The following is an 18,710-nucleotide window of genomic DNA, read 5'->3' as shown; positions in this document are numbered from 1 at the left end:
AGACCGTCCAGCCTCCCCGGACGGGGACAAGGTGGAGCGCCCTACCGGACGAACGACCTTGTCCCCGTCCGGGGAGGCTGGTAGCCCTTGTGGTGCCCGGCGAGGTGAGCCGCGGCGGCATCTCTGAGGAGGGCCGGGGTTCGGGGCGGAGCCCCGAGGTCTTCAAGAGCTTGGTCATCGGAAGCGTGGCCGGCCGGCCCGGCCGATGCCGGCCGGAGGTCGCCAGCAGGCCGGGGCCGGGCCGGCGCGGCCCGCTTGCGGGCCGCCTTGATCTGATAGAGCGGAATTCGGCAGTGCTCGGGCTTGCGTCAGAACTTGGGTTCGACCGGAGACGGCAGCATGTCGGCCCACTTGCGTAGTACCTCGACCGCCTGGTCCCGGAGGACTCCGCCGGTGGTCTCCTCGCGCAGTGACCGGCGCTCAATCGGCTGGGCGACCTCCCGGTAGAACTGGAGGTCTTCGAAGCCGTAGGTCGCCACATCGTGGCTGCTCGCCCCGAAGATCAGACGTGGGATGCGCGCCCAGTAGCAGGCCATGAGGCACATAGGGCACGGTTCGCTGCTCGCGTACATGACGGCGTCTTCGAACAGGTGCCGCCCGAGGTTGCTCCCGGCGTGCCGCAGGGCCATGACCTCGGCATGGGCAGTCGGGTCCCGCAGCTCGACAACGCTGCTGGTGCCCTCACCGACGACCTCGCCGCCGATGACGACGATGGCACCGAACGGCGTCTTCCCCTCGTCTTCCAACGCGCGCCCGCCGGCTACGCCAGCAGCAGATCCGCGAGGGCTGGCACCGCGACGACGAACCCGACCCCGGACCCCAACCCGCCACCGACGCCCAACGCGGCCTGATCGTCGCCCGCGCCCACCTGGAATTCGCCCGCGACGAAGCCGCCCGCGCCTCCCAGTGGGACCAGGTGGCCGACCTGGACGACGCCATCGCCGAACTGGAAGGCCAGATCACCACCGAAGGACTCCGGGGCAGCCCCGCTCCGCCGCACGTCACCGAGGACCAAGAGGACGGCGACGGCAAACGGCGAGTCCGCTCCACCAAGCGCCGACAGGACGCCCCGGACCTCCCCCGGCTCCCGGTCGACAGCCGCACCATCGGTCGCACCTTCGAGGGCCGCGACGGGATGGCGTTCCGGCCGTCGATGTTCCTCACCCTCACCCTCGGCTCCTACGGGCGCGTCCACTCGGATGGGACCCCCGTCGACCCGGACGCCTACGACTACCGGCGAGCAGCCTGGGACGCGGTCCACTTCCCGCGGCTGCTCGACCGGTTCTGGCAGAACCTGCGCCGCGCCGTGGGCTGGAACGTCCAGTACGCCGGTGCCGTGGAACCGCAGCGCCGGCTGGCCCCGCACGCGCACTTCGCTATCCGGGGCACCATCCCCCGCGCCCTGGTCCGGCAGGTTGCCGCCGCGACCTACCACCAGGTGTGGTGGCCCTCCGTGGAGCAGCGGGTCTACGAACCCGGGCGGGCGCCGCAGTGTGACGCCGACGCCGCCGGCTACACCGACCCCACCTCGGGACGGTTGCTGCCGTCGTGGGATGACGCCCTGGACATGGTCGACGCCGACCCCTACGCCGAACCCGTGCACGTCGTCCGCTTCGGCGTTCAGGTCGATGCGAAGGGCGTGCTCGCTGGTACCAAGGACGCTGACCGTTGCGTCGGGTACATCACCAAGTACCTGACCAAGCAAGCCGCCGACTGCCACCAGGTGACCACCGGGCGGCAGCGGGCGCACCTTGAACGGCTCTGGCAGGAACTGCGGCACACGCCCTGCTCCGAGCGGTGCGCGAACTGGCTGCTCTACGGTGTCCAACCCAAGAAGGCACGCCCCGGGCTGCGGCCAGGCAACTGCAAGAAGAAAGTCCACAAGCGCGACACCCTCGGCATCGGCGGCCGGCGCGTCCTGATCTCCCGGCAGTGGTCCGGCAAGACGCTGACCGACCACCGGGCCGACCGCCGCGACTGGGTCAAAGCCCTCCTGGGCGTCACCACCGATGCCGACAGCGCCCCGGCCGGCTCCGACACGGTGCGGCACGCCTGGGAACTCGCTCGGCCGACCGACCCCGACGTTGCGCCGCTTGGGCACCGGGTGCTGCGGGCCATCTCCGAACGCATCCAATGGCGCGCCCAGCTCGACGCCGCCAGACGCAACCAGGCACCACCCGATGTTTCGGCAATCGCCACGGCTCAGGAGGGAGCAGCATGAAGACTCGCACCATCGAACCGCTGTGGACGGCTGAGGACGTGTCTACCTTCCTCGGCATCCCGGTGAGCACCCTCTACCAATGGCGGTACCGCAGGATCGGACCGAAGGCGTCCCGGGTCGGTCGGCACCTGCGCTATGACCCGGCCGACGTTCGGGCCTGGCTCGCCAAGCAGGCGGGGTAGCTATGAGCATCGAGAAGCGGCCCAACAGGAAGTGGCGGGCACGGGTCCGGGACGCCTCGGGCAAGGAGATCGCTCGGCACTTCGACAGGAAGTCGGATGCGGAGCGGTGGGAGGCGTCGGCCAAGGCGTCGATTACCCGGGGCGACTGGATCGACCCCGCTCGGGCGAGGGTGACTGTGGGCGCCTGGGCGTCGCAGTGGATGACGGCTCAGGTGCAGCTCAAACCGACGACACGTGCCCGGTACGAGGTGGCGCTACGGCGGCAGGTGTTCCCGACGTGGGAGGACATCCCGCTTTCGGCAGTCTCCTACGCGGAGGTGGCCGCATGGGTGCAGCGGCTGACCGCGTCCGGCCTCGCTCCGGCAACGGTCCGGTACGCGCACCGGGTGCTGTCGCTGGTCCTAGCCCACGCCGTGCGGGATGGTCGCATGTCCCGGAATCCGGCAGAGGGCGTGCGGCTGCCTCGGGTGGTCAAGGAGGAACCGGTGTTCCTCGACCACGACCAGGTGGCGATGCTCGCGGAGGCGTGCGGCCGGTACGGACTGCTGGTGCGGTTCCTGGCCTACACCGGGCTGCGGTGGGGCGAGGCGTCAGCGCTGCAGGTGTCTCGGCTGGATCTGCTGCGGCGTCGGGTGACCGTGGCAGTGGCTTTCGCGGAGGTCGGCGGAGAGCTGGTCGAGGGCACGCCGAAGAACCACCAGCGCCGCTCGGTGCCAATTCCGCGGTTCCTCGTCGACGAGCTGGCCGGGCACATCGCCGGGAAGCGCCGGGACGACTTGGTGTTTACCGCCCCGAACGGCGGGCCGCTCCGCAACACCAACTTCCGGGCTCGCATCTTCGCGTCGGCTGCGGCGTCCGTCGGGCTGGCGGGGCTGACTCCACGGCGGCGAGTCTGGCCGTGGCGGCGGGCGCCAACGTCAAGGCGGTGCAGCGGATGCTCGGGCACGCCTCGGCGTCGATGACGCTGGACGTGTACGCCGGTCTCTTCGGTGACGACCTGGACGCGGTCGCCAACCGGCTGGACGAGGCGGTCGCCGCGCGGGATGCGGACTATTTGCGGACTGGCACGGCCGGCGGCGAGGTTGTCGACCTTGGGAAACGGCGAAGCCCAGGCCGATGACCTGGGCTTCTACACCGAGCCGCCTGACGGAATCGAACCGTCGACCTACGCATTACGAGTGCGTCGCTCTAGCCGACTGAGCTAAGGCGGCAACGGTCACCAAGTGTACGGCACGGCCCCGCACGAACCGAATCCGATACCCCCGCCATCGCTGCGCCGGAAGTCGGGCATCAGGCGCGAAAGCGTCGTTCGCCGGACAGCGATCGCGTTGCGCCCGGACTACGCTGCGGCCGTGACCGACGATCACACCCGCCCCGATGACGCGAGCCGCCCCTTCGACGGGCAGCCGGCCACAGCGAACGCCGGCGGCCGGCCGGCCGCAGAACCGGCCGGAGAGCGGGCGGCCCGCCGACCCCGGAGCACCGATCCGCTGGAACTGGGCTTCACCCCGCGCAAGCCGGTCCCGTGGCTCGCGCCGTTCCTGCTGATCAGCACCGGCATCCGTACGCTCCTCGCGGTGCTCTTCGGCGCGTACCTGGACAAGCGGGAGCTGCAGAACTCGCTGGAGTCCCGCATCGAGCGGCAGGTCGGGCCGGACGGCGGGCTCTGGCTGGACTACGTGGCCGACCTGGGCGACGGCTTCAACGCCACCTACTCGATCGCGTACCTGCTCGCCCAGCCGGAGCTGGACATCGACGGGCACCGGCTGCCGCGCGCGCAGACGCTCGTGATGGGCGGCGACCAGGTCTACCCGTCGGCGGCCTTCGAGGCGTACGAGGACCGGTGCAAGGGCCCCTACCAGGCCGCCCTGCCCGTCACCCCGCCCGAGCGGCCCACGCTCTTCGCGGTCCCCGGCAACCATGACTGGTACGACGGCCTCACGGCCTTCCTGCGGCTCTTCGTCCGCTCCCGGGATCGGCACTTCGGCGGTTGGGGTACCGGCCAGTCCCGGTCTTACTTCGCGGTCGAACTGCCCGCTGACTGGTGGCTGCTCGGCCTCGACGACCAGTCCGGCTCGTACCTGGACGATCCGCAGCTGGCCTACTTCGACAGGGTGGCGCAGCAGCTGGGCCCGCAGAGCCGGGTGATCCTGGCAGTGCCGGCGCCGACCTGGGTCAAGTCCGTCGACCGCCCCACGGCGTACGACTCGATCGACTACTTCATCCGTACGATAATCGCGCCCACCGGGGCCCAGGTGCGGCTGCTGATCTCCGGCGACCTGCACCACTACGCCCGGTACTCCGGCCCGGACCGGCAATTCGTCACCTGCGGCAGCGGCGGCGCCTATCTCTATCCGACGCACAAGCTGCCCGAGCGGATCGAGGTGCCTCCGAAGGACACCCTGGCGCGGCGGGCCAGCCTCTCCCGGCCGTACGACCTGGCGGCGCGCTACCCCGACGCGCCCCGCAGCCGGCGGTACGGCTGGGGAATCTTTCCCCGGCTGCCGCTGCGCAACCCGGGCTTCACGACGCTGCTCGGCACCCTGCACACCCTGCTGATGCTCGCCATGGCAGGCGTGGCGGCGAACCGGGTCGGCGCGACCGAGCAGCGGTTGTTCAGTGTGCCTCTGGTGTTGATGCTGCTGGTCACGCTGCTCGGGGCCGCGTTCTTCGCGAAGCCGCCGAGCGCCGGCGGCAAACGGCACGCCCGGCACTGGATCCTCGGCGTCGGGCACGGGCTGGCTCACCTCACGCTGGGTGCGGCCGGCACCTGGGTCTGGTTGCAACTGCCCTTCGCCGACTGGCCGTGGCCGCTGCCGGTGGTCGCCGCCGCGGTGATCTACGGCCCGGTCAGCGGGTTTGTGGCGAGCCAGTTGGTGGCGGCGTACCTGCTGGTCGCCGGGGCGTTCGGGGTGAATCTCAACGAGCTCTTCGCCGGCCAGGGCATCGAGGACTCGAAGGCGTTCCTGCGGATACGGATCGAGCCGGACGGCGCGCTCACCATCTATCCGATCGCCGTGGATCGGGTCGCCCGGGACTGGCAGGTCAACCCCGACGAGAACCCCACGGCCTCCTGGCTGACCCCCAGGACCCCCCTGACCCCCCGCCTGGCCGAACCCCCAATCAGAATCACCTAACCCCCCGCCCCTCCCTGATCCCCCGATCCCTGCGGTGATCATGAAGTTACTGTCACGACACCCGAGGCGGCCGGCAATAACTTCATGATCACCGGGGAGACCCCGGGAGGGGGAGGCCGGGAGGGTTAGGTCGGGAGGCAGGGCCGAAGCTAGGCGTTGTAGTGCTGGTCGTGGGCTTGGCGGGGGGCGCAGACTGAGGCACGGGAGCAGGAGCAGCGGGAGCCGTCGGCCTCCAGACGGACCGTCAGCGAATCCCGCGGAACGCTGTGGCCCACCACCCGACCGTCGCCCTCAGGCGTGGAGACCCTGGCACCGACCGGCGGCGCCGACTCCTGGAACCGCTGATAGAGCGGGTGCTCGTACTTCAGGCAGCACATCAGTCGGCCGCACGCTCCGGAGATGCGCAGCGGGTTGAGGGGCAGATCCTGGTCCTTCGCCATCCGGATGGTGACCGGCTCGAAGTCGGTGAGGAAGGTCGCGCAGCACAGGTCCCGCCCGCAGGAGCCGATTCCACCCTGGACGCGAGCCGAATCCCGGGCGGAGAGCTGGCGCAGTTCGACCCGGCAGTGCAGGGTCGCCCCGAGATCGCGAACCAGCGAGCGGAAGTCCACCCGGTGCGGGGCGGTGAAGTAGACGGTGGTCCGCTCCCCGCCGGCCTCGGCGGAGCCGAGCACATGATCGATGGCCACCACCTTCATCGGCAGCCCGTGTGCCCGGATGAGCCGCTTCGCGGCCACCTTCGCCTCGGCCTTGCGGCGCCGAAGCGCCTCGTCACGGCGCAGGTCGTCCTCGCCGGCCAGACCGGCCAGCTTGGGGAAACCGTCCGTGTCCTCGGTGACCCACTGCGCGGCCCAGACGCACTCCGCCACCTCGGACCCGTCGTCCGTGGGCACCAGCACCTTGTCGCCGACCTGGGGGCGAAGCTCACCCGGGTCGAGGTAGTAGAGGCGCCCGTACCGGTTGAAGCTGACCGCGCAGAGCATGCCCATGCCCCCACCCTACGACGAACCGGCGGCCCGTGTCGGGCCCGCCGGCACCGACCGACTACGCCGTGCAGTCATCCATGAGGATCGAATCGACTGATCCGGCGGCCAGCCCGTCGTACCGTTGATCCTCGCCCGGACGGCTGAATCCGCGCCGCGACGGGCGACAAACGACCGGCGGGCGCGTTGAGTGGAGACCAGACCTGCGGGGGGTGCAGGGGGAAGTCCACGGCGTCGCCGCCGGCACCGGCCTCGGCCGGGCGCCCGAGCGCGACGCCGTGGGCTGTCCGGGGTCACCAGCCCACGCGGGTGACCCCGTCGTAACGGGGACGGCCGACCACCGAAGGACGCCACGTCGACTCGGCGAGGCTCGGCCCCCACTGCCGCAGCAGCGTCTCCGCCCCGTCGTAGGCGACGCAGAGCACCGCGAGCACCCTGGCGGCGATCTCCGCCGCCTCCATGACGCGCGGACCGGCAGAGCCTGGTCGGGAAGCCGCCCCGGTCAGTACGGAGGTCGCGGCGACCACCGCCACGGCCTCGGCGGAGCGGAGCACGTCGGCCAGCGCCCGGGCCAGCGCGAGCCGGCTGCCCTCGACCCAGTCGGCGAGCGCGTCGGCGTAACCGGCCGTGGACTCCAGCCGCCCGACGAGGCTCTCCGGCCCCTCGTCGAGGTGACGCAGGAGCGCCGCCCGCGACTGCCCGTACGCCTCGGCGGCCGGCCCGGACCAGAGCACCGGATCGGTCAGCGTGGCGGAGACGTCGTCGTAGCCGTGCACCTGCCGGCGTACCCCGTGGCCGGCGTCCGCCAGCGGGGCGGGACGCAGCTCCAGGAAGTGGCGTACCGCCTCGCCGGGGAGCACCTGCATGCGGCGCAGCAGCGGCCAGACCCGGTGTTCGTCGGGAGCACCAGCGGCGAGCAGCGTGTCCACTCGGCGCAGCAGGTCGAGCCCGGGCTCGGCGAGCCGGTCCAGGGCGTCCATCACGCCTCCCCGACCAGCCGCCGTCGTACCTTCTGGTCGACTTCGACGTAGTGCTCGGCCGCCTCGCGCACGGCGGAGGCGGCAGCGTTGAGCCGGCCGGCAGCCACCCGGGCCTCCCGGGATCGGCTGTCGGTGGCCGCCGTCCACTGCCGGTGCAGGGCCCGGCCGATCTCGCCCGGCCGACCCGGCGCGTCGGCGCCGAAGGCGGCCTGCGGCGGGTCGTCCGCGGTGACGGTGTGGGACAGCGTGGTGAGTGCGGCGGTCGCCTCGTCGAGGCGGTCCGCCAGAGCACGCAAGGCGTCCATCTCAGGCCCCCGCGAGCGGTCGGTAGGCGGCGAAGGTCTCGTTGTGCAGCTTCTCCCGGGCCCACTCGGCGGCGTCGGCCGCGGCGGTGACGGCGGCCTGCACCGAGCCCGCCACGTCGCGGGGATTGCGGGCGTGCAGCGGGCCGAGGAAGCGGACGTCGGTGATCCGGCCGCCGGCGGTCACCACCACCTCGACCAGCCCGTCGGGCGAGCGCACGGTGACCTCCACGGTCGACACCGCCTGGTCGAACTCGGCCTGGAGTGACTCGATGCGGCGGTATCGCCGCACCGCCTCCTCGATCCAGGCCTCGTCGATCTCCCCCCGTGGCATCGGCGGACTCCTCCCCCAGCTCATCCTCACTGAGCGTGGCGCCCCCGTCACCACGACGTTCCCCGGGACCGTACCGTACGGAAATCGCACCTGTCGATGCCTGTGGACGACCGGTCCGGCAGGCGGGACCGGGCCGGGCGGGGCGTGCCGGCACCAGCCGGAAACGGCTGCCGGGCCCGGCGAAGTGGAACTCCCCGGGCCGGTGCAGGCCGGAGACGACGGCTCGTCCCGCCCGGTCAGCCCTTCCAGAGGGCGAGCATCATCGCCTCGACCGCGATCCGGGGCTTCACGTTCGCCTCGATGGCCGCGCGGCAGGCGAGCACCGCCTCCAGACGGCGCAACGCCCCTTCGGCGTCCCACTTCTGCGCTCCGGCGGCGGCCACCTCGGCGGTATCGGTGTGCACCGGCGCTACCGGAGCGCGCAGCGCCATGGTGAGCGCATCGCGGTAGAAGCCGGCGAGGTCGACCAACGCCCGGTCCAGCGCGTCCCGCTGGGCCCTGGTGGCCCGCGACTTCTGGCGCTTCTCCAGTTCCTTGAGCTGCCCGGCGGCGCCGCGGATGGCGCCGGCCGCGCCGCGACCGGTGCCGCCCGCGCCGAGCGCCGTCTCCAGGGCCGCCCGCTCGGCCGCGTCGGACTCCGCCACGGACGCCTCGGCCTCCGCCTCGGCGGCCTCGATCAACGCGGACGCCGCGTCGAACGCCGCACCCACCCCGGTGAGCCGGCGCGGGACCGCGAGCACGGCGTCGCGCCGCTTGCGGGCCTCCGGGTCGCGGGCCAGCCGCCGGGCCCGACCCACGTGCCCCTGGGCGGCCGCTGCCGCCCACTGCGCCACGTCGGGGGCGACGCCGTCGCGCCGGGCCAGCACCTCGGCCACCGCGGCGGGCGGCGGCTGCCGCAGTGGTACGACCCGGCACCGCGACCGGATGGTCACCGAGATGTCGTCCGGGTGGGTGGACGGGGCGCAAAGCAGGAATACCGTACGCGGGGGCGGCTCCTCGATCGCCTTGAGCAGCGCGTTGCCGGCCGCCTCGGTGAGCCGGTCGGCGTCCTCGATGATCACCACCTGCCAGCGCCCGCCGGACGGGGTGCTGGCGGCCCGCAACACCAGCGCCCGCATCTCGCCGACGCCGATGGAGAGCCCCTCCGGCACCACCAGCCGGACGTCCGCGTGGGTACCCGTCATCGTGGTGTGGCAGCCGGGGCACTCGCCGCAGCCCGTGCCGTACACGCACTGCAGGGCGGCCGCGAAGGCGCGTGCCGCCACCGAGCGCCCGGAGCCCGGCGGCCCGGTGAAGATCCAGGCGTGGGTCATCCCGGCCCCCGGGTCGGGGGCGGGCGTACCGGCGTCGGGGTTCCCGCCCGGCGCGGACGTCCGGTCGCCGGCGGCGTGCCGCAACACGGCGGCCGCCGCCGCGGCGGCCCGGCGCAGGGTGGCCACCGCCTCGTCCTGGCCGACCAGGTCGGCGAAGACGTCAGGCATCAGGTCCGTTGCTCCATCGTCACCATCTCCGCGTCGGATAACTCCGGCTGCACCGAGGTGTCCGGTCCCTGCGCCCGGCGCGGGTGCACGATCCCGGCCGGGTCGCCGAGCAGCTCGTCGACCCGCTGGGCCACCACCCGGGCGATCTCCTTGACCTGCCAGCCGGCGTCGAGCACCAGGTAGCGCTTCGGGTCGGCGGCCGCGAGGTCGAGGAAGGCGTACCGGACCCGCTCGTGGAAGGCCACGGACTCGGCCTCCAGCCGGTCGGCGGACTCGCTGCGGGCCTCGACCCGGGAGAGCCCGGTGCGCGGGTCGACGTCGAGCAGCACCACCAGGTCCGGCTTGAGCCCGCCGGTGGCCCAGGAGGAGAGCCAGGAGACCTCGTCGACCGGGAGCGTGCGGCCCGCCCCCTGGTACGCCAGGGAGGAGTCGACGTACCGGTCGCTGATCACCACGCCGCCTCGGGCCAGCGCCGGGCGGACCACCGTGGCCACGTGGTGGGCGCGGTCGGCGGCGTAGAGCAGCGCCTCGGCGCGCGGCGACGGGGCCTCGCCCTCGGTGGGGTCGAGCAGCAGCGACCGGATCCGCTCACCCACCGGCGTGGCGCCCGGCTCGCGGGTGACCACCACGTCCCGGCCCTGCGCGCGCAGCCGGTCGGCGAGGAGCGCGAGCTGGGTGGACTTCCCGGCGCCCTCGCCGCCTTCGAAGACCACGAAGAGCCCGTTGGAGACGAACGGCTCGGCGGGCATGAGCGGACGGCCCCGCACCGAACCCCAGAGGTCGGCCAGGACGGGTACGCCCTTCTTGTCGTCCATCTGCCCGAACGCGCTGATGCCGGCGAAGATGCCGGCCGCACCGGCGGCGAGCAGCAGCAGTCGGGTGGAGGAGACCGAGATGCCCAGGTCGGCGATCTCCAGCTGACGGGAGCCGCCGACACCGGCGAGCAGGCTGCTCAGCGCGATCGCCAGGATGAGCACCAGCCGGGTGCCGATCTGCACGACCGCGAAGACCCGCCCGCGTACCTCGTCGGCGATCTCCCCGCCGAGCAGCGTGGTGCCGGCCAGGAAGGCCATCCCGGCGCCGGCGCCGACCAGGATCGCGCCGACGATCGCCATCGACAGGTGAATGGCGAAGGCGAGCGTCATGACCGCCGCGCTGGCCAGCACGATGCTCATCCCGAACCAGCGGCGCCGGGACATCTCCTTGACGATCATCGGGCCGAGGCCGATGCCGAGCGCCAGGCCGACGAAGATGGCGCCGAAGAGCAGGAAGAAGGCGGCGTCGCCCGCGCCGAGCGAGTTCGCGAAGAACCGGGCGGTGCCGATCACGATGCCGCCGCCGGCGAACGCGCCGAAGATGCCGAGCACCAGGCCCCGGACCAGCCGGGTCTGGGAGATGAACCGCCAGCCCTCGACGAACTGCCGGGTCATGCTCTGCTCGGTGTGCTCCTGCTTGCCGCCCCGGCTCTGGCTGATCTCCTTGATCCCGAACGCCACCACCACCGCGGTGGCGAGCCGGGAGAAGGAGTTGAACCAGAGCGCCAGCTGGGCCGGCTCCGCCCAGCCGGGGACCTCACCGCCGGTCGCCGCTCGCACGCTGCGGTCCAGTCCCGCGATGGCCAGCGCGGCGAACACCGGCGTCAGGCCGTACGTCGTGATGAGGGTGAGCTGGTTGGCCGTCTCCAGCCGGGCGCGCGGGATCAGGTTGGGTACCGCGGCCTCCTTGGCCGGGATCCACATCAGGGTGATCGACTCGATCAGGAACGTGGCGATCGCCGCCCAGGTGACCACCAGGGCGCCGCTGGCGCCGGTGAGGGCGTACAGCGGGATCGAGGCGAAGAGCACGAAGCGCAGCAGGTCGCAGATGACCATGGTCCAGCGCCGGTCGAACCGGTCGGCGAAGACACCGGCGAGCGGTCCGAGCACCAGCGCCGGCAGCAGCCGTACGGCGATCACGCCACCGAACGCGGCACCCTGCGCCGTACTGCCCTGCACCTGCGCGGCGGCGAAGACGGAGGTGGCCAGGAGGCCGAGCCAGTCGCCGAAGGAGGCGACGCCGAGCACGAGCCAGAGCCGGCGGAACGGCCGGATACGCAGCACCGAGCGGATCGCGCTGTAGCCGGACCGGTCGGTCTGCGGTGGGGCGGTCGGTTTGCCCGCGGCACCGCCGACCTGCCCCTCGGCGCTGCCGAGCGGAGCGGTGGGACTCTCGGCCGGCCCCTGCGGGCCGTCGGGCTGGCCGTCGGACGGCGACACGCCGGACGACTCGCCGTTGTTCTGGCTTTCGATGGCCGTACCTCCACGTGCCGGCCCATCCCTGGGCATCCCCGGTGGAACACTCTAGACCCGGTGGGCTGCTGACCCACCCTGACATTCTCCTGCTCGCCGAGCCTAGGCCGCCGGAACCATGACCCGCAGCCGGGCGGACGCGAGGCTATTTCGCATTGACCGCCGGACAGTTAGCGTGCACACGTGGCCATCGAAAGCGACAAACTTCGCGAGCGCCTGGAGCGGGCGACCGCGCACCTAGATCCGCCGTACGCCGTGGTCGACCTGACCGCGTTCGACGCCAACGCGGTCGAGCTGGTCGGCCTCGCCGCCGGCAAGCCGGTCCGGCTCGCCAGCAAGTCGGTACGCAGCCGAGAGCTGATTGCCCGCGCGCTGCGGCGGCCGGGCTGGCGGGGCGTGATGGCGTTCACCCTGCCCGAGGCGATCTGGCTGGTCCGGGCCGGTGTCTGCGACGACGTGCTGGTGGCTTACCCGACTGCCGACCGGGCCGCCCTGGTCGCGCTGACCGGTGACGCCGACCTCGCCGCGGCGATCACGCTGATGATCGACAGCCCCGACCAGCTCGACCTGGTCGACCGCGTCCGCCCCGCCGACCGTCGACCCGAACTGCGGGTCTGCCTCGAGCTGGATGCCTCCTGGCGACCGCTCGGTGGGCGCGTGCACATCGGCGTACGACGCTCCCCGGTGCACGACGCCGAGGTGGCCGGCGCTCTCGCCGCCACCGTCGCCGGGCGAGCCGGGTTCCGGCTGGTCGGTCTCATGGCGTACGAGGCGCAGATCGCCGGCCTCGGCGACGCACCGCCCGGGCAGGCGGTACTCGGCCAGGCGATCCGACTGGCCCAGCGCGGCTCGTACCGAGAACTGCTCGCCCGCCGGGGCGCGGCGGTGACGGCCGTACGGGAGCACGTTGAGTTGGAGTTCGTCAACGGCGGTGGCACCGGCAGCATGGCCGCGACCAGCGCCGATCCCGCGGTCACCGAGGTCACCGCGGGATCGGGTCTGTACGGCCCGACGCTCTTCGACGCGTACCGCGCGTGGCGCCCCACCCCTTCGGCCTACTTCGCCTGCTCGGTGGTGCGCCGGCCGGCCCCCGGTCTGGCCACCGTGCTCGGCGGCGGTTGGATCGCCTCCGGCCAGGCCGCGGCCAGCCGGCTGCCCCGGCCGGTCCTGCCGGCCGGGCTGAAACTGCTCGGCCCCGAGGGAGCGGGCGAGGTGCAGACACCGTTGGCCGGCGGCGCGGCCGACACGCTCCGCGTCGGCGACCGGGTGTGGTTCCGGCACGCGAAAGCCGGCGAGCTGTGCGAGCACGTCAACGAGCTGCACCTGATCGAGGGCGAGTCGATCGTCGCGACGGTACCCACCTACCGCGGCGAGGGGCACGCCTTCCTCTGACGCGGGTTACTCGGGTCGGCCGGTCGGCACGCCGGTTCTCGACCGATCGGGCCGACCGGTCGGCTCAGTTGGTCCGGGTGCCGTCGGTCGCGGCGTCGACCTGGCGATGCAGGTACTCCCGGATCAGCGCCTTGGCCTCGGCCAGCACCCGGTCGTCGCCCTCCTGGCTGCGCCGGAACGCGAGCTTGATGAGCGCGTCGGCCGTCTCCACGGCGACTTCCAGGTGGAAGCGGAGCTCGGGAACGTCCGTGAGCCCGAAGCGCTCGGTGAGCACCCGGGCCAACTGGTCCGCGATCACTCCGTTGTTGTCCCGCTGCTCATCGAGCAGGTGCAGGTCGACCACGTCGCCGAAGTGCAGGGTACGGAATCCGGGAACGGTGCGGTGCATCGAGATGTACTCGTCGATGCTCGCGTCGACGCCGTCCCACCAGTCGGTCAGGTCGTCGGAGGCGAACCGCTCGTCGAGCCGCTGGAGGTAGGACTCCATCGTGCGCAGCGTCAGCGCCTGCACGATCGCCCGCTTGTCCGGAAAGAACTGGTAGACCGACCCGATCGCCACCTCGGCACGCTCGGCGAGCAAGGTCGTGGTCAGTCCCTCGTACCCCACTTCGTCGACGAGTTCGGCGCAGGCGTCCAGCATCCGCTGGACCCGCGCGACACTTCGACCCTGCACCGGTACGCGGCGCAGCGGCCCGGTCGTGGCGGCTGGTGTGGACACTCGGCGCCACCCCCCTTCGACGGATGAACATATCTGCACGTCACGAGCCCGTGACTACCGGTACAACGAGCGGACCTCAGTTGCGGTATTTACCAGCGACAACGTTCCTGATATGAAGTCACTTCATATTCACATCGAGGAGCGCGCATGGCCGGCACCGCACCCTCCACCGTTCCCTGGTCCAACTGGGCCGGCAACCAGAACGGTGCCGCCATCATCCTGCGCCCCGGCTCCGTCGCGGACATCGTCGATGCCGTTCTCGCCACCCGGGACGCCGGCGGGCGGATCCGGGTCGCGGGCAGCGGGCACTCGTTCACCCCCATCGCCCTCGCCGACGACCGGCGGATGGAGCTGAGCGCGCTGGACACCGGCGTGCGGGTGGACGCCGCCCAGCGGCTCGTCACCGTACCGGCGGGGATGACGCTGCACTCGCTCAACGACCTGCTCGCCCGGCACGGACTCGCGCTGCCCAACCTGGGCGACATCGACGCGCAGACCGTCGCCGGGGCGATCTCCACGGGCACGCACGGCACCGGCGCCGGGCACGGCTGCCTCGCCACCTTCGTCGAGGCCCTCACCCTGGTCACCGGCACCGGCGAGGTGCTGCGCTGCTCGGCCGAGGAGAACCCGGACGTCTTCGCCGCCGCCCGGGTATCGCTCGGCGCGCTCGGCGTACTGGTCGAGGTGACGCTGCGCTGCGTGGACGCGTTCGTGCTGCACGCGCACGAACGGCCCGCGCCCCTGGACGACGTACTCGCCGAACTGCCCGCCCTGATCGAGGCACACGACCACGTCGAGTTCTACTGGTTCCCGTACACGGCGAGGGTGCAGGTCAAGGCGAACGACCGGGTGCCCGCCGACGACCGACCGCTGTCCCGGCTGCGCGGCTGGCTGGACGACGAGTTCCTCTCCAACACCGTCTTCGCGGGCGCGTGCCGGGTCGGCCGTGCCGTGCCGGCCCTCGCCCCGACCATCAGCGCCATCTCCGCGCGGGCCCTCACCGAACGCCGGTACACCGGGCGCTCCGACGCGGTCTTCTGCACCTCGCGCCGGGTCCGCTTCGTGGAGATGGAGTACGGGCTACCCCGCGCCGCGCTCGGCGAGGCGCTCGCCGCCCTGCGGCGCATCGTCGACGGGCTGCCGTTCAAGGTGCTCTTCCCGGTCGAGGTGCGCTTCACCGCCGCCGACGACATCTGGCTGTCGCACGGGTACGGCCGCGACTCCGCCTACCTGGCCATCCACCAGTACGTCGGCATGCCGTACGAGCCGTACTTCACCGCCTTCGAGCGGATCGCCACGGAGCTGGGCGGCCGGCCGCACTGGGGCAAGCTGCACTGGCGCGACGCGGAGTCGCTGGCTCCCGCGTACCCCCGCTGGGCCGACTTCGGCACCGTCCGCGACCGCCTGGACCCCGACCGTGTCTTCGCCAACCCCCACCTGACACGCCTCCTCGGGATCTGACCCCCGCCTGGCGATCCCGGGAGGATGCAGCCAGGCCGGAGGCCACAGGTTCCCGAGCTCTGCGCCGAGCCGGTACAGCCCGGCGCTTCGGACCAGTCGCAGGAGATCGAGTTCCCCGAGGTGGTGGCCGCCCGGCGTCAGTCGGTCGCGGTGGCGGCCTTACGCGGGGCGGCCTTCTTCGCCGGAGCGGCCTTGGCCGTCGTGGTCTTCTTCGCCGCGGTCGACTTCGTCGCCGCCGCGGTCTTCTTCGCCGCAGTCGTCGACTTGGCCGCTGCCTTCTTCGCCGGAGCCTTCTTCGCGGCCGCCTTCTTGCGTGGCGCCGGCCCCTTCGCCCGCTTCTCGGCGAGCATCTCGGAGGCCTCCTCGATGGTGAGCGCCTCGGGAGTCTGGCCACGCCGCAGCGACGCGTTGCTCTCCCCGTCGGTCACGTACGGGCCGAACCGGCCGTCCTTGACGACCAGCGGCTTGTCGGTCGCCGGATCCACACCCAACTCCCGCAGCGGGGGCGCGGCGGCCCGTCGCTGGCGGGCCTTCGGGGCGGCCAGCAGGGCCAGTGCCTCGTCGAGCGTGACGGTGAACATCTTGTCTTCCGAGTCCAGCGAGCGGAACTCGTCACCGCGCTTGACGTACGGGCCGTAGCGGCCGTTGTTGGCGAAGACCTCGTTGCCCTCCGGGTCGGTACCGACCAGCCGGGGCAGGCTCAGCAGCTGCAACGCCTGCTCGAACGTGAGCGAGTCGGGCGACTGCGTACGCAGCAGCGACGACTTGCGCTCACCGCTCGCCACGTACGGGCCGAACCGGCCGGCCTTGAGCAGGATGGGCTCGCCGGTGGCCGGGTCGTCGCCGAGCTTGCGCTCACCGCCGCCGCCGAGGAAGAGCTCGTGCACCTTCTCCGGGGTCAGCTCGTCCGGCGCCAGGCCCTCGGGGATCGGTGCCCGGTCCCCGTGCGTGGCGCCCTCCTCGCCCTCCGCCGGCGGGGTGGCCTCCTCGCCCGGAACCCGCCGCTCGAGGTACGGGCCGTACCGGCCGACCCGGACGACCACCTCACGGCCCTCGTCGTCGGCGAAGAGCGGGATGGAGTTGACGCTGCGGGCGTCGATCTCGCTGAGGTTCTCGGTGACCAGCTTCTTCAGGCCACCCGCGTGGGCGATGGCCTGATCGCCGGTGCCGTTGGTGCTGCCGAAGTAGAACGAGGTGAGGAAGTCGACGGCGGCGTGGTCTCCGCCGGCGATCTCGTCCAGCTCGTTCTCCATGCTGGCGGTGAAGTCGTAGTCGATGAGGCGCGGGTAGTGCCGCTCCATCAGACCGATGACCGCGAACGCAAGGAAGGACGGGATCATCGCCTGGCCACGCTTGGTGACGTAGCCGCGGTCCTGGATGGTCTGCATGATCGACGCGTACGTCGACGGGCGGCCGATGCCCAGCTCCTCCAGGGCCTTGACCAGCGACGCCTCGGTGTAGCGCGACGGCGGCTGGGTGTGGTGGCCCTGCGCGGCCAGCTCGTCGGCGGTCAGCGGCTGGTCCTTGACCAGGGTGGGCAGGCGACGCTCGGCGTCCTCGGCCTCGGCGTTCTCGTCGTCGCTCGACTCGACGTACGCCCGCAGGAAACCCGGGTCGGTGATCGTCTTGCCGGTCGCGCCGAAGTCGGCTTCCTCGCCCGTGCTGGAGAGCGCACGGATGCGCACCGACACGCTGGAGCCGACCGCGTCGGTCATCTGCGAGGCGATGGTGCGCCGCCAGATCAGCTCGTAGAGCTTGAACTCGTCGGCCGACAGCTCCTTGGCCACCTCGCCCGGGGTGCGGAAGTTGTCCCCAGCCGGGCGGATCGCCTCGTGCGCCTCCTGGGCGTTCTTGACCTTGCCGGTGTAGCGACGCGGCTCCGGCGGCACGCTGCGCTCGCCGTACAGCTCGGCGATCTGCCGGCGGGCCGCCGAGATGGCGGTCTCCGACAGGTTCACCGAGTCGGTACGCATATAGGTGATGTAGCCGTTCTCGTAGAGCCGCTGCGCGGTGCGCATCGTCTGCTGCGAGGACAGGCGCAGCTTGCGGGCCGCCTCCTGCTGGAGGGTCGAGGTGATGAACGGCGCGTACGGGCGACGACGGTAGGGCTTCTCCTCGACCCGGGTGACGGTGAACGGGCGGTCCGCCAGCCGGGCCGCCAGGCCCCGGGCGCCGCTCTCGTCCAGGTGCACCACGCCCGCACCGGGCTTCACCCGACCGGTGGTCGGCTCGAAGTCCTTGCCGGTGGCGACCCGGTCACCGTTCAGGGCGATCAGCGTGGCGTGGAACGTACGCGGCCCCTCGCCGGCGTTCGCGACGGCCAGCGTGGCCAGGATGTCCCAGTACTCGGCGGTGCGGAACGCCATCCGCTGCCGCTCCCGCTCGACCACGATGCGGGTCGCCACCGACTGCACCCGGCCCGCCGAGAGCTTCGGCATGACCTTCTTCCACAGCACCGGGGAGACCTCATAGCCGTAGAGGCGGTCGAGGATGCGCCGGGCCTCCTGCGCGTCGACCAGGTCCCGGTCGATCTCGCGGGGGTTCGCCACCGCCGCCTGGATGGCCGGCTTGGTGATCTCGTGGAAGACCATCCGCTTGACCGGCACCTTGGGCTTGAGTGTCTCCACCAGGTGCCAGGCGATCGCCTCGCCCTCGCGGTCCTCATCCGTGGCGAGGAGGATCTCGTCGACCTCCTTGGCCAGCTTGGTCAGCTTGCTGATCTGCTGCTTGCGGTCGGCCGAAACAACGTAGAGGGCGTGGAAGCCGTTGTCGACGTCCACCCCGAGCCGAGCCCACGGCTCGCCCTTGTACTTGGCCGGTACGTCGGCGGCATTACGCGGAAGGTCCCGGACATGGCCGAAGCTCGCCTCCACGACGTACCCCGGGCCGAGGTAGCCCGAGATCGTCTTGGCCTTCGCCGGTGACTCGACGATGACCAGACGGGTGGTTCCCGCGTTGCTCGGCACGTCTCTCCCTGACCTAACTCCTGCTCGTGACCGCTCGGTACCCGTTTCAGGCCGTGTTCGACCCGCCGGACCCCGGCGGTCCGGATGTCCAACGTAACGCGCCGTCCGCGTTTCGGGTTTCGCGGTCGGCAAACCACTCCGGCGTGGGGCCGGATGTGCCGGACGGCGCCACCGTACACCGTGGGTAGGGCCTCCAGCGGGTCACTGTGATGATGGCGGACCCTCGACCGAAGTCCCAACTGCCCGTTTTCCGCCAGTATTCCCC

At 71.9% G+C, this 18,710-nt stretch carries 15 protein-coding genes, 1 tRNA gene and 1 pseudogene; 7 read left to right on the top strand and 10 right to left on the bottom strand.

The window, feature by feature from the left end; genetic code table 11:
* Positions 1-308: 308 nt before the first annotated feature.
* On the bottom strand, positions 309-746 hold the full coding sequence (locus ABZS42_RS29075; protein WP_355150643.1) for a nucleoside deaminase: 438 nt from the start codon (positions 744-746) through the stop codon (positions 309-311).
* A 2-nt stretch (positions 747-748) separates the two neighbouring features.
* Between ABZS42_RS29075 and ABZS42_RS29070 the strand changes: the two are divergent.
* From ABZS42_RS29070 to ABZS42_RS29055, 4 genes and pseudogenes are all read left to right on the top strand, one after another.
* Positions 749-2,221: pseudogene (locus tag ABZS42_RS29070) on the top strand (replication initiator); the annotation flags it as partial.
* A complete protein-coding gene (locus tag ABZS42_RS29065; protein WP_355150641.1) occupies positions 2,218-2,403 on the top strand; it encodes a helix-turn-helix domain-containing protein in 186 nt (61 codons plus the stop codon). The pseudogene ABZS42_RS29070 and the gene ABZS42_RS29065, both read left to right, overlap by 4 nt.
* Before the next feature lie 2 nt (positions 2,404-2,405).
* Complete coding sequence (locus tag ABZS42_RS29060; protein ID WP_355150639.1) at positions 2,406-3,365, top strand: tyrosine-type recombinase/integrase; 960 nt, start codon at positions 2,406-2,408, stop codon at positions 3,363-3,365.
* On the top strand, positions 3,338-3,523 hold the full coding sequence (locus ABZS42_RS29055; protein WP_355150653.1) for a hypothetical protein: 186 nt from the start codon (positions 3,338-3,340) through the stop codon (positions 3,521-3,523). Before ABZS42_RS29060 ends, ABZS42_RS29055 begins: the two co-directional genes overlap by 28 nt.
* A 17-nt stretch (positions 3,524-3,540) precedes the next feature.
* On the opposite strand, the gene ABZS42_RS29050 is transcribed toward ABZS42_RS29055, so the two are convergent.
* A tRNA-Thr gene (locus ABZS42_RS29050) sits at positions 3,541-3,614 on the bottom strand.
* Between the two features lie 12 nt (positions 3,615-3,626).
* Between ABZS42_RS29050 and ABZS42_RS29045 the strand changes: the two genes are divergently transcribed.
* Positions 3,627-5,540, top strand: coding sequence for a metallophosphoesterase (locus tag ABZS42_RS29045; protein ID WP_355150637.1), 1,914 nt, complete (start codon positions 3,627-3,629; stop codon positions 5,538-5,540).
* 149 nt (positions 5,541-5,689) lie between these two features.
* Here ABZS42_RS29045 and ricT read toward each other — a convergent pair whose 3' ends face one another.
* The 6 genes from ricT to tmk all read right to left on the bottom strand — a co-directional run bounded on the left by ricT (position 5,690) and on the right by tmk (position 11,944).
* Positions 5,690-6,529, bottom strand: a complete 840-nt coding sequence (gene ricT, locus ABZS42_RS29040; protein ID WP_355150635.1) for a regulatory iron-sulfur-containing complex subunit RicT — start codon at positions 6,527-6,529, stop codon at positions 5,690-5,692.
* A 287-nt stretch (positions 6,530-6,816) separates the two neighbouring features.
* Positions 6,817-7,503: a hypothetical protein gene (locus ABZS42_RS29035; protein ID WP_355150633.1), complete on the bottom strand. Its 687-nt coding sequence runs from the start codon at positions 7,501-7,503 to the stop codon at positions 6,817-6,819.
* Positions 7,503-7,808 carry a hypothetical protein gene (locus ABZS42_RS29030; protein ID WP_355150631.1) on the bottom strand — a complete coding sequence of 102 codons (306 nt, stop codon included), beginning with the start codon at positions 7,806-7,808 and terminating at the stop codon, positions 7,503-7,505. The genes ABZS42_RS29035 and ABZS42_RS29030 overlap by 1 nt, the downstream gene beginning before the upstream one ends.
* A 1-nt stretch (position 7,809) precedes the next feature.
* Positions 7,810-8,139, bottom strand: a complete 330-nt coding sequence (locus ABZS42_RS29025; protein WP_355150629.1) for a YbaB/EbfC family nucleoid-associated protein — start codon at positions 8,137-8,139, stop codon at positions 7,810-7,812.
* Between the two features lie 236 nt (positions 8,140-8,375).
* Positions 8,376-9,620: a DNA polymerase III subunit delta' gene (locus tag ABZS42_RS29020; protein ID WP_355150627.1), complete on the bottom strand. Its 1,245-nt coding sequence runs from the start codon at positions 9,618-9,620 to the stop codon at positions 8,376-8,378.
* Entirely contained in the window at positions 9,620-11,944 is a 2,325-nt protein-coding gene (tmk, locus tag ABZS42_RS29015) for a dTMP kinase (RefSeq protein WP_355150625.1), read from the bottom strand. Before tmk ends, ABZS42_RS29020 begins: the two co-directional genes overlap by 1 nt.
* A 147-nt stretch (positions 11,945-12,091) precedes the next feature.
* On the opposite strand from tmk, the gene ABZS42_RS29010 reads away from it, so the two are divergent.
* Positions 12,092-13,300 (top strand): amino acid deaminase/aldolase, encoded by a 1,209-nt coding sequence (locus ABZS42_RS29010; RefSeq protein ID WP_355150623.1) that lies wholly within the window; start codon positions 12,092-12,094, stop codon positions 13,298-13,300.
* Between the two features lie 64 nt (positions 13,301-13,364).
* On the opposite strand, the gene ABZS42_RS29005 is transcribed toward ABZS42_RS29010, so the two are convergent.
* On the bottom strand, positions 13,365-13,940 hold the full coding sequence (locus tag ABZS42_RS29005; protein WP_355150651.1) for a TetR family transcriptional regulator: 576 nt from the start codon (positions 13,938-13,940) through the stop codon (positions 13,365-13,367).
* A gap of 225 nt (positions 13,941-14,165) precedes the next feature.
* On the opposite strand from ABZS42_RS29005, the gene ABZS42_RS29000 reads away from it, so the two are divergent.
* The gene (locus tag ABZS42_RS29000; protein ID WP_355150621.1) at positions 14,166-15,479 is read left to right on the top strand and encodes a D-arabinono-1,4-lactone oxidase; all 1,314 of its coding nucleotides are present in this window, start codon (positions 14,166-14,168) and stop codon (positions 15,477-15,479) included.
* A 137-nt stretch (positions 15,480-15,616) separates the two neighbouring features.
* On the opposite strand, the gene topA is transcribed toward ABZS42_RS29000, so the two are convergent.
* Positions 15,617-18,445: a type I DNA topoisomerase gene (gene topA, locus ABZS42_RS28995; protein ID WP_355150619.1), complete on the bottom strand. Its 2,829-nt coding sequence runs from the start codon at positions 18,443-18,445 to the stop codon at positions 15,617-15,619.
* Positions 18,446-18,710 lie beyond the last annotated feature (265 nt).

The sequence above is a fragment of the Micromonospora sp. NPDC005367 genome (assembly GCF_040606825.1).
In the GTDB taxonomy this organism is placed as follows: domain Bacteria; phylum Actinomycetota; class Actinomycetes; order Mycobacteriales; family Micromonosporaceae; genus Micromonospora.
Note: the sequence above shows the minus strand (reverse complement) of the source record. Positions and strands in the feature narration are given on the sequence as shown.